Annotated in this window: 12 protein-coding genes; 7 read left to right on the top strand and 5 right to left on the bottom strand. The window is 65.3% G+C overall.

What is annotated here, in order from left to right; translation table 11 throughout:
- Positions 1-46 precede the first annotated feature (46 nt).
- Complete coding sequence (locus tag AC6H0N_RS09655; protein ID WP_497573882.1) at positions 47-904, top strand: helix-turn-helix domain-containing protein; 858 nt, start codon at positions 47-49, stop codon at positions 902-904.
- Here the strand turns inward: AC6H0N_RS09655 and acdA are convergent.
- The 4 genes from acdA to AC6H0N_RS09635 all read right to left on the bottom strand — a co-directional run bounded on the left by acdA (position 868) and on the right by AC6H0N_RS09635 (position 3427).
- Positions 868-2076, bottom strand: coding sequence for a 3-sulfinopropanoyl-CoA desulfinase (gene acdA, locus AC6H0N_RS09650; protein WP_497573881.1), 1209 nt, complete (start codon positions 2074-2076; stop codon positions 868-870). The genes AC6H0N_RS09655 and acdA overlap by 37 nt on opposite strands.
- 231 nt (positions 2077-2307) lie before the next feature.
- The gene (locus AC6H0N_RS09645; RefSeq protein ID WP_497573880.1) at positions 2308-2847 is read right to left on the bottom strand and encodes a uracil-DNA glycosylase; all 540 of its coding nucleotides are present in this window, start codon (positions 2845-2847) and stop codon (positions 2308-2310) included.
- Between the two features lie 73 nt (positions 2848-2920).
- Positions 2921-3268: a YggL 50S ribosome-binding family protein gene (locus AC6H0N_RS09640; protein ID WP_497573879.1), complete on the bottom strand. Its 348-nt coding sequence runs from the start codon at positions 3266-3268 to the stop codon at positions 2921-2923.
- A 15-nt stretch (positions 3269-3283) separates the two neighbouring features.
- Entirely contained in the window at positions 3284-3427 is a 144-nt protein-coding gene (locus AC6H0N_RS09635) for a hypothetical protein (protein ID WP_497573878.1), read from the bottom strand.
- A 133-nt stretch (positions 3428-3560) separates the two neighbouring features.
- Here AC6H0N_RS09635 and AC6H0N_RS09630 point away from each other — a divergent pair, with 133 nt between their 5' ends.
- Positions 3561-4598, top strand: a complete 1038-nt coding sequence (locus AC6H0N_RS09630) for a T6SS phospholipase effector Tle1-like catalytic domain-containing protein (protein ID WP_497573877.1) — start codon at positions 3561-3563, stop codon at positions 4596-4598.
- A 122-nt stretch (positions 4599-4720) separates the two neighbouring features.
- Here AC6H0N_RS09630 and AC6H0N_RS09625 read toward each other — a convergent pair whose 3' ends face one another.
- Positions 4721-5836 carry an LLM class oxidoreductase gene (locus tag AC6H0N_RS09625; protein ID WP_497573876.1) on the bottom strand — a complete coding sequence of 372 codons (1116 nt, stop codon included), beginning with the start codon at positions 5834-5836 and terminating at the stop codon, positions 4721-4723.
- A 185-nt stretch (positions 5837-6021) separates the two neighbouring features.
- On the opposite strand from AC6H0N_RS09625, the gene AC6H0N_RS09620 reads away from it, so the two are divergent.
- From AC6H0N_RS09620 to AC6H0N_RS09600, 5 genes are all read left to right on the top strand, one after another.
- Entirely contained in the window at positions 6022-7122 is a 1101-nt protein-coding gene (locus tag AC6H0N_RS09620) for an alkene reductase (RefSeq protein ID WP_497573875.1), read from the top strand.
- A gap of 118 nt (positions 7123-7240) precedes the next feature.
- Positions 7241-9253 carry a hypothetical protein gene (locus tag AC6H0N_RS09615; protein WP_497573874.1) on the top strand — a complete coding sequence of 671 codons (2013 nt, stop codon included), beginning with the start codon at positions 7241-7243 and terminating at the stop codon, positions 9251-9253.
- A 342-nt stretch (positions 9254-9595) separates the two neighbouring features.
- Entirely contained in the window at positions 9596-10819 is a 1224-nt protein-coding gene (locus AC6H0N_RS09610) for an ATP-grasp domain-containing protein (RefSeq protein WP_497573873.1), read from the top strand.
- 217 nt (positions 10820-11036) lie between these two features.
- Positions 11037-14357: a PAS domain S-box protein gene (locus AC6H0N_RS09605; RefSeq protein WP_497573872.1), complete on the top strand. Its 3321-nt coding sequence runs from the start codon at positions 11037-11039 to the stop codon at positions 14355-14357.
- The gene (locus tag AC6H0N_RS09600; RefSeq protein WP_497573871.1) at positions 14354-15352 is read left to right on the top strand and encodes an HD-GYP domain-containing protein; all 999 of its coding nucleotides are present in this window, start codon (positions 14354-14356) and stop codon (positions 15350-15352) included. The genes AC6H0N_RS09605 and AC6H0N_RS09600 overlap by 4 nt, the downstream gene beginning before the upstream one ends.
- Positions 15353-15405 lie beyond the last annotated feature (53 nt).

Here is a 15405-nt window from a genome sequence, read left to right as displayed (position 1 = left end):
GTACGATGCGCAACTCATCGGACTAAAAACATTGCATTCCGTACATATGAACACACCCGCCCGACTGGATCGCCTGTCCGCCCTGTTGCAGGGGCTCGCCCCGCAGTTCGAGGTCGCCTGCGCGGCGCGGGAGGCAGTCACGCCGCTCGATGCTTCGGACGAGCAGGCCTTGCTGCTGTATCTGTTGACCGACGGCACGGCGCAAGTTGTGGCGCCGGGCAGGGTGGAGGAATGCATCGTCGGCCCGGCCGTGGTGGTGTGTCGCCCGTATCCGCAGACCGTGGTGGAACCGCTCGATGCCGCTGCGCATGCCGGTCTGGCCTGCATCCGCGCGCGGTTTGCCGGCCCCGTCGGGCCGCTGTTGCTGGAGGAATTCGGCGCCGCCCTGGTCGTGCCGCTGGCGGGCTGCGACGGTGCGCTGCAGACCATCGTGCAACTCATTGCCGCCGAGATTGCCGCGCCGCGCTGCGGTCAGCCGGTGCTGCTTGAACGCGCTGGAGACATCCTGTTCATCGGCCTGCTGCGCCACCTGATCGCGCATCCGGGCACCGACGGCGGGCTGTTCAGCGGCCTCGCTGACGTGCGCATCGCCCGCGCACTGGTCGCCATGCACGCTGCGCCAGAACAGGGCTGGACGCTGGAACGCCTGGCCGACGAAGCCGGCATGTCGCGCACCGCGTTTGCCAACCGTTTCCGCGATCTGCTGCATTGCCCGCCGGGTGCGTACCTGAACCGCCTGCGGCTGGCGATTGCGCGCCGCGCCATCGAAGGCGGGGCCGGGCTCAAGCGTGCCGCGGGTCTGTCCGGCTATTCCGGCGCCGCTACCCTGTCGCGCGCACTGGCCCAGGCTGCGCGGCGTGTATCCGCTCAGGCGCCGCCCTTGTCCTCGGCCAGCCCAACGTAACCATCGCGCGTCTGCGGCAGCCGCATGCCCAGCACCTGAGCCGCGATCTGCGTGCGCAGGATTTGCGCCGTGCCGCCGGCAATCGTGAACATGCGCGCGTCGCGCACATGGCGCTCCATCGGCTGATCGCGCCCGTAGCCGGACGAGCCGAAGAACTGCAGCGCGTCATTCACCACCTTGTTGGCCGTCTCCGCCGCAAACAGCTTGGCGCGCGCCGCGCGGTCGAGATCGGGGAACTGCTCGCCGCTGGTGGCCGCGTCGTGCAGCAGCAGACGCGCGGCTTCCAGTTGCGTCGACATATCGGCCGCCATCCACTGCAGGCCCTGGAATTCCGCAATTGGCCGGCCGAACTGCTCGCGCGTCTTCAGATACGCCACACCTTCCTCGAACGCGCGCTGCGCAATGCCCAGCGCCACCGTACCGGCGCCCACCCGCTGCGCGTTGTAGGCCGTCATCAGCGACGCAAAACCGCGTTTGAGCCCGCCCGGCGGCACGACCATCATCGACTTGTGAATCTTGAGGTCGCGGAACTCCAGATAGGTCTCCGGGATGCCGCGCACACCCATCGCGTACAGCCGCCGGCCCACGATCAGCCCCTCCGGCCCCTTGTCGTCGCGTACGCAGATGAAGGCACCAATGCCTTGCTCCATGCCGTCGTCAAACACCCGCGCAAAGATCAGATGCAGCCGCGACACGCCGCCGCCGGTGATCCAGTATTTCTCGCCGTTGAGCACGTAGTGGTCGCCACGGCGGTCGGCACGCGTCGTCATCTGGCTCGCCGCACTGCCGGCCTTCGGCTCGGTAATGCAGATCGCCGGCTTGTCACCTTCCAGCACCAGCCCGGCCGCGAGCTTGGCCTGCTCTGGCGTGCCGTAACGCACGATGGCGCCGATCGCGCCCATATTGGTCTCGACCGTGATGCGCCCCATGGTCGCGCAGGCCTTGGCCATCTCCTCGATCACGATCACCGCGTCCAGATAACTGCGCCCCTGACCGCCCAGCTCACGCGGCAGCGTCATGCCGACAAAGCCCGCGTCGCGCAGCAGCGCGATGTTGTCCCATGGGTATTCCTCGGTGAGGTCGGTCTCGGCGGCGGTGGGGGCGAAACGGCTCTGCGCGAGCTCACGCGCGCGGGTCTGCAGCTCAAGCTGATCGGCGGTCAGGCGGGTCATGGCAGCTCCTCTCGATGACGTAGCCGCAACCATAGCGCGAGCGTGCCAAGCGCGCAGTTGCGCCTTTTACGGAGGCGGACGCCTCATGCTTGGGCAGCCGGCACGGGTGATGCCCCATCAAGGGCTTGCGGCGTTTGCTCAGGGGCTGTCCCCAGGGCTATCCACAGGGATTGTGGATAGATGGGGTGGTAGTGCGGATCGCAGGCGTAACGTATGCCCGCCCTTTCGCTATTAACTTCGGCCGTGCATGGCCATGTGGCGAAACACCTCGATGTTCTCCGCCACTGCGCGGGGATTGGTGTTCTGAACGCGCGGCGATGGGTGGTGGCAGCTGAGAATTCGGGCCGTGGTTCTGCTTGAAAGGTGGATATGTGCTTGTCGCGCGGCGCCACCAACGAGCACGATGAATTCGAGAGCGGTCATCATCGCGACGGCCTCTGAAAGATAGGCAAGTCCTTGTTGTACATCAGAAGAGTTCGCGCTGCGGATTCGTGTCTTGTCGGCGTTTCCCAGATACCACGGCACGACATTCCAGAGCGCTATGGCCCTCGCATTGATGCCAGCCGCCTCCAATTGATTGCGCAGATTCCTTGCCGTCTGGTCGTTGTTGTTCAACGAAACAAAGCCGCTCGCGACCGCTTGCGGGCCCGGCGCCTCCAGCACGAACAGAAAACGCGCACACTCGTTGCCATTGGATGGATCGGCGTCCGGCACTTCGCAGGTCAGGTTCTGCTCGGTTCGGATGCGTTGTATCAGCGTCGAGAGTGACATGTTGTGTGCAGCGAGTTCTTGGCGACGAGGGTGAACCCCCGAAGTGGCTTGCCTCGGGTCACTTTGGCTACGCTCAGGCCGTTTTTTTCGTGGAGTACCAGACGTCTCTCAGCTCGCCTACGCTCACAGACTCTGCCGGAAGATTCGCCCGCAACCATTCGCCGACCGCCGTGCGATCTTCGTCTGTGGCGGACCTCCGCTCGAAATAGCACACAAAGCCGCCGGACAGCCCGCCGCCGAGGGCAAGGTCTCTCGCATCAATAACTTCATCAAGGAAGCGGTCGAATAACGTGCCTTCCTGTTCCGGCGTGAGTTCGGCATTGAGGCGGACTTCATAGTCGAAGCCGTATTCCTTGAATTCGTCGACATGCATCTTCTTGCGAAGACGGCGGCTGCGTGGCTTGTTGGGTGGGGGTGTCATAGGGAGTTGTGTGGTCTAGTGGTTAAGTTGAGGCTCAATCATCGCCGCAAAGTGGCCAAGTAACGTAGCCATATCTTTGCCGCCGAGAGTTGCTGCTTCATCTAAAGTCACGCCTTCCGCCTGTACCTTGGCCAAGGTGCTCAGGATGAGGTTGCGCAACCCCCTCTCTTGACCGACTGACTCGTGGCACACACGGTCTGGGCTGCAGCGCTGGCGTTGCGCGGGTTTTGCTACCTCGTGTTCCGGGTGCTATCACTCCTTGATGATCACGTCATGAACAGGAGTGCAAGCCATGGCCAACCTCGTCATCTGTGCCGACGGCACCTGGAACCGCCCGGAGGAAGACCTCGCGAAGGAGTACCCCACCAACGTGCTGAGGCTGGCGCGGGCGATTGATCCGGTGGGGGGCGGGGCGAAGCAGCATGTGTTCTACGACTGGGGTATCGGCTCGTATCACGATGCGGCGATTGCGGGTGCGACGGGGCAGGGGCTGCACAAGAACATTCTGGATGGCTATCTCTACCTCGTGCAGAACTACGCCGAGGGCGACCGGATTTATCTGTTCGGTTTCAGTCGCGGGGCCTATACGGTGCGGGCGCTGTGTGGGCTGATCAACAACTGTGGAATCCTGAGGCGAGTGGATGCGCGGCTGATTGTCGAGGCGTGGAAGATCTACAAGAACCCGAACAATGACTTCCACCCGGACGGTGTGAGGTCGGTGGAGTTTCGCGCGAAGCACAGCTATGCCTCGCGCGAGGTGCATTTCGTGGGCGTGTGGGACACGGTGGGCGCGCTGGGTATTCCGTTCTCGCTGATGGGGCTCTTTGAGGGGCGGGACGAGTTCTACGACACCAAGATGGGGGCCAACGTGAAGTTCGCGCGCCATGCGCTGGCGATTGACGAGCGGCGGCAGGATTTCGAGCCGACGGTGTGGACGCCGCGGACGGAGGTGAATCTGAAGCAGGTGTGGTTTGCCGGCGTGCATTCGGACGTGGGCGGTTCCTACCCGCCGGACAAGGACACGGGTTGCTTTGCGTCCGACGTGCCGCTGGGCTGGATGCTGGACGAGGCCGAGCAGGCGGGGCTGGGCGTGGAGCCGCATCTGCGCGCTTCGCTCTCCGACGGCACGCTGGCCGGCACGCACAAGTCGCGGCGCCACATCTACCGCTTCAAGAGCCCGCTCGACCGGCCGCTGATTGTGGAGGGCAAGCCGACGCGCATTCACCCGAGTGTGAAGCGGCGCTATGAAGCGGATGAGGCCTACCGCCCGCCGCAATTGAAGGCGCTGGTCGAGTCGGTGGGTTGGGCGGGGCTGGATGTGCGGGTGTGAGCTGCGGCGCCGGACGGGCAAGTGCGTCATTGCGAGAAGCGCAGCGACGAAGCAATCTCGTAGTGCTGTGAAGTTTCGGCGTTCGGAGATTGCTTCGCTGCGCTCGCAATGACAGGGCGGAGTCAGTCGCTCGTGGTGTGGCTGGGAAACAGCGGCAGTACTTCCTGGCCGACTTCTTCCATGACTTCGGCGGCGGGGCGTTGGCCGCGTTTGAAGTTGAACATGACGTGGTTCACGCCCACGCCGCGCAGTTCTTCCAATAGCTCGACGAGCAGGTTGCGTCCGAGCCGAAAGCCGGCGCGCAGCGGCTTCTGCTTTTCATTCGGATCGTCGGCGAGGTCAATGTGCAACGGCTGAGCGAAGGGCTTGAAGTCCACGCCGCTGTTGCGCACGGCGTCACGCCAGGTGCGCATGACGATCTGCTGCGTGCTCGGGCTGTTGGCGTACATGATCCAGGCGTCGCAGTGCGCGGCGATCCAGTCGGGGTCTTGCCGGCAGTGGCCGGTGATGCCGACGGGAATGCGGTTGAAGCGCGCCTTGGGGATGAGGTCGGCCTTTTCGAGCTTGCCCAGCGGGGAGTCGATGCGCGGGAAGCTCTCGTAGAGCAGGCGGTTGAAGTACAGCAGCGATTCGCGGAAGACGTCGCCACGTTGCTCGATCTCCAGCCCGAAAGCCGGAAATTCCACGGCGCGGTCGCCGGATGCGATGCCGAGAAACAGGCGCCCGCCGGAGAGCTGGTCGACCGAGGCGGCCGCCTTGGCCAGCGTGATCGGGTGCGATAGCGGAAACACGATGGAGCCGGTGGCCAGCGTGATGTTGCGCGTGGCGCCAGTGATCAGCCCCAGCCACACCCACGGATCGTAGATTTGCCCGACGTCGCCGAAGCTCGGGTCGCGCAGCGGCACGTCGCGCGTCCACAACGCGGCAAAGCCGAGATCGTCAGCGCGCTTGGCCAGCTCCACCTGACGGCTCATGTCGGGCAGGTCGGCGTCGTAGTTGTCGATGGCGAAGAACAGGCCGAGCGTGAGCTGGTCGCGCGCGAACATGCGGCGGAAGCCAGGTGAATCGGGCGGCACGTAGGGCGCGGGCGGCACTTCGTCAGCCTTGCTGCCGAACAGCTTGAGCCCCCGTTTGGGCGCGACGAAGGGTTTGCGGCCGATATGGTCTTCGGGCGAGGGGCCGAGGATCAGCGTGCGCAGCTTCTTGCGCCAGGGCGGGGCGGACGAATCGGACGGCAAGCGGGGCTCCGGAGCGTGATGTGGCAGGCGTCCGATTCTAGCCTGAGGCATGGGTTCCCGATCCTGCTGTGGACGTCGAGAATGAGCGCGAGCGTCGAAGGTGACAGCGGCTCGCTGGAGTGAGCGAACGATTTCACCGCGCCGCGCTCCAACCGGCCTCGATCAACAGCAGTACAAGGAAGCACATGAGCACGCTGTTCGACCCCCTCCGCATCGGCGACATCGAGCTCGCCAACCGTATCGTGATGGCGCCGCTGACGCGCAACCGCGCGCGCAACTGCGTGCCCGATGACATGACTGTCGAGTACTACCGCCAGCGCGCCAGCGCCGGCCTGATCATCACCGAAGCCAGCCAGATCAGCCCGATGGGGCAGGGCTATATCGACACGCCGGGCATTTACAGCGCCGAGCAGGTGGCGGCGTGGAAGAAGGTTACCGATGCCGTGCACGCCGAGGGCGGGCGCATCGTCATCCAGTTGTGGCACGTCGGCCGCATCTCGCACACCTCGCTGCTGCCGGACGGCGCACAGCCGGTGTCGTCCACCAGCCAGGCGGCCAACGCCAAGACCGTCACGCGTGAGGGATTCGTCCCGACCTCCACGCCGCGGGCGCTGCGCGACGACGAAATCCCGGCGCTGATCGACGATTACCGCCGTGCGGCGCGCAACGCCATCGCAGCCGGTTTCGACGGCATCGAGGTGCACGCGGCCAACACCTATCTGCTCGAGCAGTTCCTGCGTGACAGCGTGAACGACCGCAGCGGCCCCTACGGCGGCAGCATCGAGAACCGCGCGCGCCTGCTCATCGAGGTGGTGCGCGCGGTGGCCGACGAGATCGGCGCCGGTTGTTGCGGCCTGCGCCTGAGCCCGATGACCACCTTCAACGACACGCCGCGCGACAGCGACCCGCAGGCGCTGTATGGCTACGTCGTGCGTGCGCTGGCGCCGCTCGGGCTGGCCTATATGCACGTCGTCGAAGGCGAGACGGGCGGGGTGCGCGAGCCCGATGGCGCAGGTCAGGCCTTTGACTACGCCGCGCTGCGCAAATCCTTTCCCGGGGCGTGGATCGTGAACAACGGCTACGACCGCGCGCTGGCCATGCAGACCGTGGAATCCGGCGACGCGGACCTGGTGGCCTTCGGCGTGCCCTTCCTCGCCAACCCCGATCTGGTGCGGCGCTTGCGCGAGGATGCGCCGCTCAACACTCCGCGGCGCAAGCTGTTCTACGGTGGTGGGGCCGAGGGGTATATCGACTATCCCACGCTCGAAGATCGCGTCGCCGGTTGAGGGCGCGCTGCGGGACGCCGGCGGCACGGCAGGTGCCGCTGGTGTATGGTGGACGCCGTTATGCCGCTTTGCTTGCCTTGCAAATGCCGAAGCGGCAGCCCGCCGTCCCGTCCCGCAGATGTCAGATATCCCCCTTCCTACAGATTCCTCCGATCGCCTGCAGCTTGCCGTTTCGCGTTTCGAGCGTTGCTTTTCGCGCCTCGAACAGGCGAGTCGCGTCGCCAAGGCAGCGCTTGCCATCGAGACGATCGACGCCGCCAGCCGCTTGCTCGCGTTGCCCGGTGGCGTCGAGGTGCTGGCCGAATGTGCCGGCCGCTTCCAGGACGCGGGCGTGTTCGACGGCAGTGACTGGGCCGAGCCTGGCAGCCTGCAGGCGCAACTGATTCCCTCGACGTTGCAGTTCGGCGAGGAGCGCACCGTTGCGGTCGAATGCCTGAGCCTGCTGCGCTGGCTGGCGCTGGCCGAAGGGCGTGCGCGCCACCCGGGTATCGCCTCCGAGCAGGCCGTGCGTTTCCTGCGCGAGGCGCTGGCGGTCAATCTGGACTACGTCTTCGACCGCGCCACCGAGGCCGCGCGCGAGCGCCGCACCGTCGCGGCACGCCAGGTCTTTGCCTTCATCGCGGAGCGCATCGGCTACGACTCGATGCTCGAACAGCTTGTCGACGAGGTGTGGCGCACCCTGCGTCAGCGCCCGGTCAAGGTCGATGGCGCGAAGACCATGATCACCAAGCTGGCCGTCGTGCTGGCCGACCCCGAAACCGACGTCAACAGCCTGCGCGGCGCGGATCGGCTGACCAGCGCGCTGTTCGGCCCGACCCAGGCCACGCAATACGATCCGGGCCTGGAGGCCTACCGTGAGGCGCTGTCGCACATGGATGCGCAGACGCTCAAGCAGGAGGCCGGCGGCTTTGCGCGCTCGATGGCCGATACCGGGCTGGTGTCGGTCTATCACGCGGCGCTGGTGCGTTGGCTGCTCGAACAGCAGCCCGATCTGCTGCCGACCGCGCTGGGTCTGAGCGCGACCGGCACCGACACCTTGCTGACCTACGTCGAGCTGATCCGCGCGCTGATCGACGAGGCTGTTTATCCGGAAACCTGTCAGGCGATCTACGGCCTGTCCTGCCTGCTCGAACGCGGCATCCTGTTCTCGCCGCCGGTCGCGCCAGCCTTGTGGCGGCAGATTCGCCTGCCGCTGCATGCCAAAACGGCCGCGCTGATTGCCGGCGTGTTCGGCACGACGGTGGCGCCCAAGGTGCATCTGCTGGCGGGTCTGCTCAATGTGCTGGGCCAGCCTTTCGGCGTGGGCCAGGGCCACAACCCGACCTGCCAGAGCGCCCGCGCGATTTCGATGTGGGCCTACAACGACCCGGATTACCTGATGCAGCTGCTGGCCTGGGCGGCACGTGACGACGCGATCACCATGCATTTCGAAGGCTCGCCGCTGGATTCGTCGGAATTGCCGGCTGGGCTGGTGGACGCGATGCACCTCGATCTCGATGCCGTGTCGCTGGTGCTGGTGCCGCACCTGGATCGCATCTATCTAGGCATGGGGCGGCTCGCGGTGGCGCGTGCCGAGGATCCGCACAAGTGGATCAACCCCGAGTTTCACGGCTGGTGGGTGGGCCGCGGCTTCGCCATTGCGGTGGACGTGGCGAGCGGGCGGCTGGCCGATTACGACGGCTTCGTGCGTGCCTTCCATGCGTCCTACCATCCGTACTACAACGGCAATCAGCCGCAGATCCACCTGCAGCCGGCCGGTGTGGCCGTTACGGATTCGAGCGGGCGTTTCGTCGGCTGGCATGCCATTACGCTGATTCGCAGCGCGCTCGACATGCGCGGCGAGATGCGCGCCTATTTCTACAACCCCAACAACGATGGCGGACAGGACTGGGGCTGCGGCGTGGTGGTGTCGACCGAAGGCAACGGCGAGTACTTCGGCGAGTCGTCCTTGCCCTTTGCGCAACTGGCTTCACGCTTGTACATCTTCCACTACGACCCGCTCGAACCGGGCCATGCCGACAGCGTTCCGGCCGAGGCTGTGGCCGAGGTGCGGCGCATGGCTGAAGAGAGCTGGGCGCGTGATCGCATCGAGCCGGATACGGACAGACTGCAGGCTGCCGGGCCCGTCTGAACCCGCACTTTCCGGGCCGGCCGTCGGTTGACGAGGGCGGCAGGGCAGGGCATTTTAAAGAGCCCGAGGAAGTCGGCTTGACGCGCTGAGCGTCGATTGCACTTTCCCCACGCTTCACCATGCCGGCAGTTGCCGGCGTCCATATTCCGGCTTCGGTCGGTCTCTGCAGCACCCCCGGTCGCGGCCAGCCATTGCGCCGCATTGCCGACTCACTTCGTTGTCCGCCACGAGCGGCCCGACGACAACCTGCATCCCACCGATGCATTCGCTCGCTTGAGGCGACCAGGGGCCAACCGCCCCGCAGCGTCCCGCTTGCCGCGACGAAACGACAAGGAACCGAACATGCAAAAGAATCCCGAGAAAGGCTATGTGGCCCTGCTGGGCTGGAGTCTCAACGCCGTCGATGCGCTGGAACGTTTCGACCGCCGCTACGTCGTGGTCGCGCCGCCGTGGGCCGAGGAATACTGCACCCAGCATGACATTCCCTATGTTTCCTGGGATTTCGAGCGCATCAACGACCGTTCCATGGAAATCGCGCAGCAGCTCAAGGACATGGGCGTGGATGTGGCCATCCCGCTGTTTGAGGAAACCGTGGAGTGGGCCGGCGCGATCAACTCGGTGCTGATGAACAATCCGCGGCTGTTCGGCCAATCCATCCTGTTCCGCGACAAGGCGCTGATGAAGCGGCGCGCCCAGCTCGGCGGCATCCGCGTGGGCATCTTCGAGGAGGCGCACGACAAGAGCGATGTGATCCGCTTTCTCAAGCGCGTGAACCAGACCCTGCTCAAGCTCGATGGTGACCCCAACGATCCGATCCACCTCAAGGCCTTCGACAAGGCCGGCTGCCTGGGTCACCGCGTGATCCGCACGCCGGACGAAATCGATGCGATTCCGGACGAGGAATTTCCGGTGCTGATGGAAAGCCATCTCGATGGCTGGGAATTTGCGGTCGAGGCCTGGGTGCACAAGGGCAAGATCATGTTCCTGAACCTGTCCGAGTACGTGACGCTGGGCTATTCGGTGTTCGTGCCGGGCACGCCCGAGCTGGAGAAGCTGCGCCCGCTGGTCGAGAAGCAGATCGAGAAGCTGATCAAGACCTTCGACATCGACTTCGGCTTCATCCACCCGGAGTACTTCGTGACCAGCGACAACGAGATGTACCTCGGCGAGGTGGCCTATCGCCCGCCCGGCTTCAAGGTCTTCGAGCTGCTCGAGCGCGCCTATGGTTTCAACGCCTATCAGGGCCTGGTGCTGGCCTTCGACCCGAAGACCAGCGACGAGGAAATCAAGGCCTTCTTCCCGCGCGAGGTGGTCGATGCCAAAGGCCATGCCGGCTGCTTCGGCGTGTATCCGCGTCGTCGTGTCGTGAGCAAGCTGGAAATTCCGGCCGAGACCGAAGAGCACGCGTACTTCGAGTCGCACGAGCTGACGCCGCCGGTCGAGGAGATTGTGACCAAACGTACGGCTTTCGGCACTCATTGGGGCCTGGTGTACTTCTTCGGGCCCGATCCGTACGAGATCCGGGATCTGCTCAAGAAGCAGGAGTCGCTCGACTTTTACGTCTGATCGACGCCGCTTCGGGCTGATTGGCGGCCGGCTTGTCACTGTTGTGGCAGCCGGCCGTCGGCGTATGGCCTGCGCCGCCTTTGCTGTAGGATTCCTCCGACGGTCGCAGCCTGAGAATGGTCGCGGCATCCGCTGACTGGATGAGCATGAATCCTTCCGCCCACGCCTCGCATGCCGGGGCCCGTCCGTGTGCTGTGGCAACCGCCGGCCGTAACGGATGCTGAACCACATCTTCCTGCTGGCCGGGCAGCATGACCCTGCGCTGGTGCTGCACTCCCACCATGCGGGCTGGATGGTCGGCCTGTCCTTGCTGATCGCCATTGCCGCCTCATGCATGGCGCTTCAGGTCGGCGGGCTGGCGCGACGTGCGCCAGCCGGTATCCACCGTCATTTTGCCGTGTTCTCCGGCGCCGCTGCCCTGGGCGGCGGCATCTGGGCCATGCACTTCGTCGGCATGCTCGCGATGGATGTCGGCATCGTCGTGCGCTACGCGCCGGACATCACTGCACTGTCTCTTTTGCCGGCCTTTTTTGCGTCGTGGATTGCGCTGCGCATTTTTGCGCGCGGACGTGTGACGCCGCGCGAACTGATCATCGCCGGCGTATGCGTGGGCCTGGGTATAGGCGTCATGCACTACACCGGCATGGCGGCCATTCGCATGGACGCCGATCTGCGGCTCGACCCGTGGTGGTTTCTGGCATCGCTGGTGGTGGCCGTGGTGATGGCCATCGGCGCGCTGTGGATTCGTTTCGGTGTGCAGCGCGCTTCGGCCAAGGGCGAATGGCGTGCAACGCTGGCCGGCGGGACGGTAATGGGGCTGGCGATTGCCTCGATGCACTACACCGGCATGGCGGCGGCGGTGTTCATCGGGCGTGGTGACGTCCCCGCGCCCGCCGATTCCGACGTCAACTCAGGGCTGGCGCTGTGGATTGCGCTGTTGAGTTTCGGCCTGATGATGCTGGTGGCGCTGGCCAATGCCGTCGTGCGCTTCATGCTGCTGTACCGCCGTGTTCAGGACGAGGAGGCGCACCTGCGCGCCGTCGTCGATACGGCGGTGGACGGCATCGTCACCATTGATGAAGGCGGACGCATCATCAGCTTCAACACCTCGGCCGAACGCCTCTTCGGCTGGCAGGCTTCCGAGGTGATCGGGCGCAACGTGAGCATGTTGATGCCCGAGCCCGACGCAGGTGCGCACGACGCGTATCTGGCGCATTTCCGGCTCACCGGCGAGAAACGCATCATTGGCTCCGCGCGCGAGGTCACCGGCCTGCGCAAGGACGGCAGCCTGATGCCGATGCGTCTGGCTGTAGGCGAAGCGCAGACCGTGGAGGGGGCGCTCTACGTCGGGTTCATCACCGACATCTCCGAGCGCCAGGCGATGGAGCAATCGCTGCGCGAGCGTGAAGAGCAGTACGCCTCGCTGATCCGCAACATCCCCGGTGTCGCCTTCCGTGCGCTGCCTACCCGTGACTGGGAAGTCCTGTTCATCAGTAACGCGGTCGAAGCGCTGTCGGGCTGGCCGGCAGCAGATTTCATCAGTGGTGAAAAATGCCTCGCCCAGATCATGCACGAGGAGGATCGCGCTCCGGTTTATGACTGCATCACGGATGCGCTGGCGCAGGGCTCCGGCTACGTCACCGAATACCGCGTGGTGCATCGCGATGGCCGGGTGCGCTGGGTTTGGGAGAGTGCCAGCGGCGTGTTCGACGACGACGGCACGGCGCGCTGGATCGACGGCGTGATCCTCGACATCACCGCGCGCCGCGAAATGGAAATGGATCTGCGTCTGGCCAAGGAACGGGCCGAGCGCGCGGCCGAGGTCAAGAGCACCTTCCTGGCCAACATGAGCCATGAGATCCGCACGCCGATGAACGCCATCATCGGCTTCTCGGAGCTGCTGCTCGACACCTCGCTACGCGAAGACCAGCGCCGCTATCTGGGCACCGTGCATGGCGCGGCGCGTTCGCTGCTCGGGCTGCTCAACGATGTGCTCGACACGGCAAAGCTGGAGAAAGGTGCGATCGAGCTCGAAAGCGAGGATTTCTCGCTGCGCGAGTTGTGCCAGCAGGTCGTCGAGATGTTTGCCCTGCAGGCGCAGCGCAAGGGGCTGAAGCTGGCGCTGAACTATGACTCGCCGCTGCTGTTCTATCGCGGTGACGCGCTGCGCATCCGTCAGGTGCTCACCAATCTGCTCGGCAATGCGGTGAAATTCACGGAGCATGGCAGCGTCACGCTGGGAGTCGAGCAACAGGCTGGTGGCGTGTATTTCGCCATCGCCGACACCGGCATCGGCATTGCCGAAGAGCGCCTCGCACTGATCTTCGATCCCTTCGTACAGGCCGATGTGTCGATGAGCCGGCGCTTCGGCGGCACCGGCCTGGGCACCACTATTGCGCGTCAGCTCGTTGATCTGATGGGCGGGCGCATTGATGTGCATAGCGTGCTTGGCGAAGGCACGACCTTCGGCGTGTTCGTCCCGCTGCCCGAGGGCAGCGCCCGCAGTGCGGTAGGCATTGCCGCAACGGTGCTGCCGCCGCTGCGGTTGCTGGTTGCCGATGATGTTGCCGAGAACCTTGAGCTGCTGCGGGTGGCGTTGGGCAATGCCGGCCATACCGTGCATTCAGCGGTTGACGGTGAAGAGGCCTTCCGTCTGTTCTGCCGTGGTGAATACGACCTGGTGCTGATGGACATGCAGATGCCGGGTGTGGACGGTCTGGAGGCGACCGCCATGATCCGGGACTACGAGCGCAGCGCGGCCCGCAGCGCCACGCCCATCATCGCGCTGACCGCCAGCGTGCTCGACAAGGATCGTGCCGCAGCACGCGAGGCCGGCATGGACGGCTTTGCCTCTAAGCCCATCGAGTGGCCGGTACTGCAGCGCGAGATGGCGCGGGTGCTGGGTCTGCATGTCGGTGCCGAAGGCGGAGTCACGAGCGCGTCGCCGCTCAAGGGCGCCGGTCAGGAGAGCATCGACTGGGTCGAGGGGGAGCGGCGCTGGGGTAGCGCGGCAGCGCTGGCCGCGCCGTTGCAGCGCTTTTTTGCGCGCGCCGAAGCGACGCTGGGCAAGGCGCGATCAGCGTTGGCGCGTGGTGAGCGCAGCGACGTTGCCGCGGCCATGCATCGCTTGCGCGGTGGTGCGGCGAATCTTGCGCTGCCGCGGGTGCGGCGCGTGGCGACCGAAGTCGAGGCTGCGTTGGCCGACGGCGGCGCGACGGAATGTGTCGCCGCCCGTCTCGACGACCTGGCCGAGGCCCTGGCCGAGGCCGTCGCGGCGCTGGCGCAGCAGCATGACGCGGGCGCCGCCCGTGTTGAGCGCAGCGACGACCAGACCCGGCTGCTTGAGCATGCGCGGGCGCTGCTGGCCTTGCTGCGGCGTGGCAGCGTGGACGCAGCGCATGTGGATGCGCTGGCGGCGCTGCTGCCTCCCGAGCGCTTTCGCAACCTGCGTGCCGCCATTGATGATTTCGATTTTGACCTTGCAGTGTTGTGCCTCGAATCCGAGATCGATGGTGCAACCGACCCGGAGCAAGCATGAGCCAAGCTTCCACTACCGATGAGCGACCGCGCCTGTTGCTGGTTGACGATGAGCCGGCCAACCTGCATGTGCTGCGCGAGATCCTGCAGGCGGACTATCAGTTGCAGTTCGCGCGCGACGGCCGGCGCGCGCTGGAACTGGTGGCGGACGAGCGCCCCGATCTGATCCTGCTCGACGTGATGATGCCGGGGCTGACGGGCTTCGAGGTGTGCGAAGCCCTGCAGGCGGCACCCGTCACGGCGTCCATTCCGGTGATCTTCGTGACCGCGCTGGGTGACGCGGTGGACGAGGCGCGTGGTTTCGAAGCCGGCGGTGTGGACTACATCACCAAGCCGGTGAGCCCGCCGGTGGTGCGTGCCCGCGTGCGCAACCACCTGCGTCTGGTGCGCGTCGAGGAACTGGTCGAGACGCGTTTGCGCATCGTGCAGTGTCTGGGTGTGGCGGCAGAATACAAGGACGACGAGACCGGTCAGCACGTCATCCGCATGAGCCATTACTCACGCGCACTGGCCTTGGCGGCCGGGCTGGGAGAGGTGATGGCGGATGCCATCCTCAACGCCGCGCCGATGCACGACGTGGGCAAGATCGGCATTCCCGACGCCATCTTGCGCAAGCCGGGCAAGCTCGATGCCGACGAATGGAAGGTGATGGCCAGTCACGTCGAAATCGGCGTCCGCATCATCGGCGAGCACGACACCGGTCTGCTGGCGATGGCGCGTCGCATTGCCATGTGCCACCACGAAAAGTGGGACGGCTCGGGGTATCCGAAGGGGCTTTCGGGCGAGGACATTCCGATTGAGGCGCGCATTGTTGCCATCGCCGACGTGTTTGATGCGCTTACCAGCGAGCGCCCCTACAAGCACGCCTGGCCAGTGGAAGAAGCGGTTGAGCTGCTGCAGCGCGAGCGCGGCCGACACTTCGATCCGCGCCTGATCGACCTGTTCATCGAGCGCTTGCCGGACATCCTCGAAATTCGCGGCTGCTGGACGGATTGATCCGCTCGGTGAACTACGCCGCGGGAAAGGCGCAATGCAGCGCCTTTCCCGCG

The organism is Pseudazoarcus sp. NS34, from assembly GCF_059703725.1.
The sequence above is the reverse complement of the archived record's forward strand: the minus strand, read 5'-3'. Positions and strand labels throughout refer to the sequence as shown.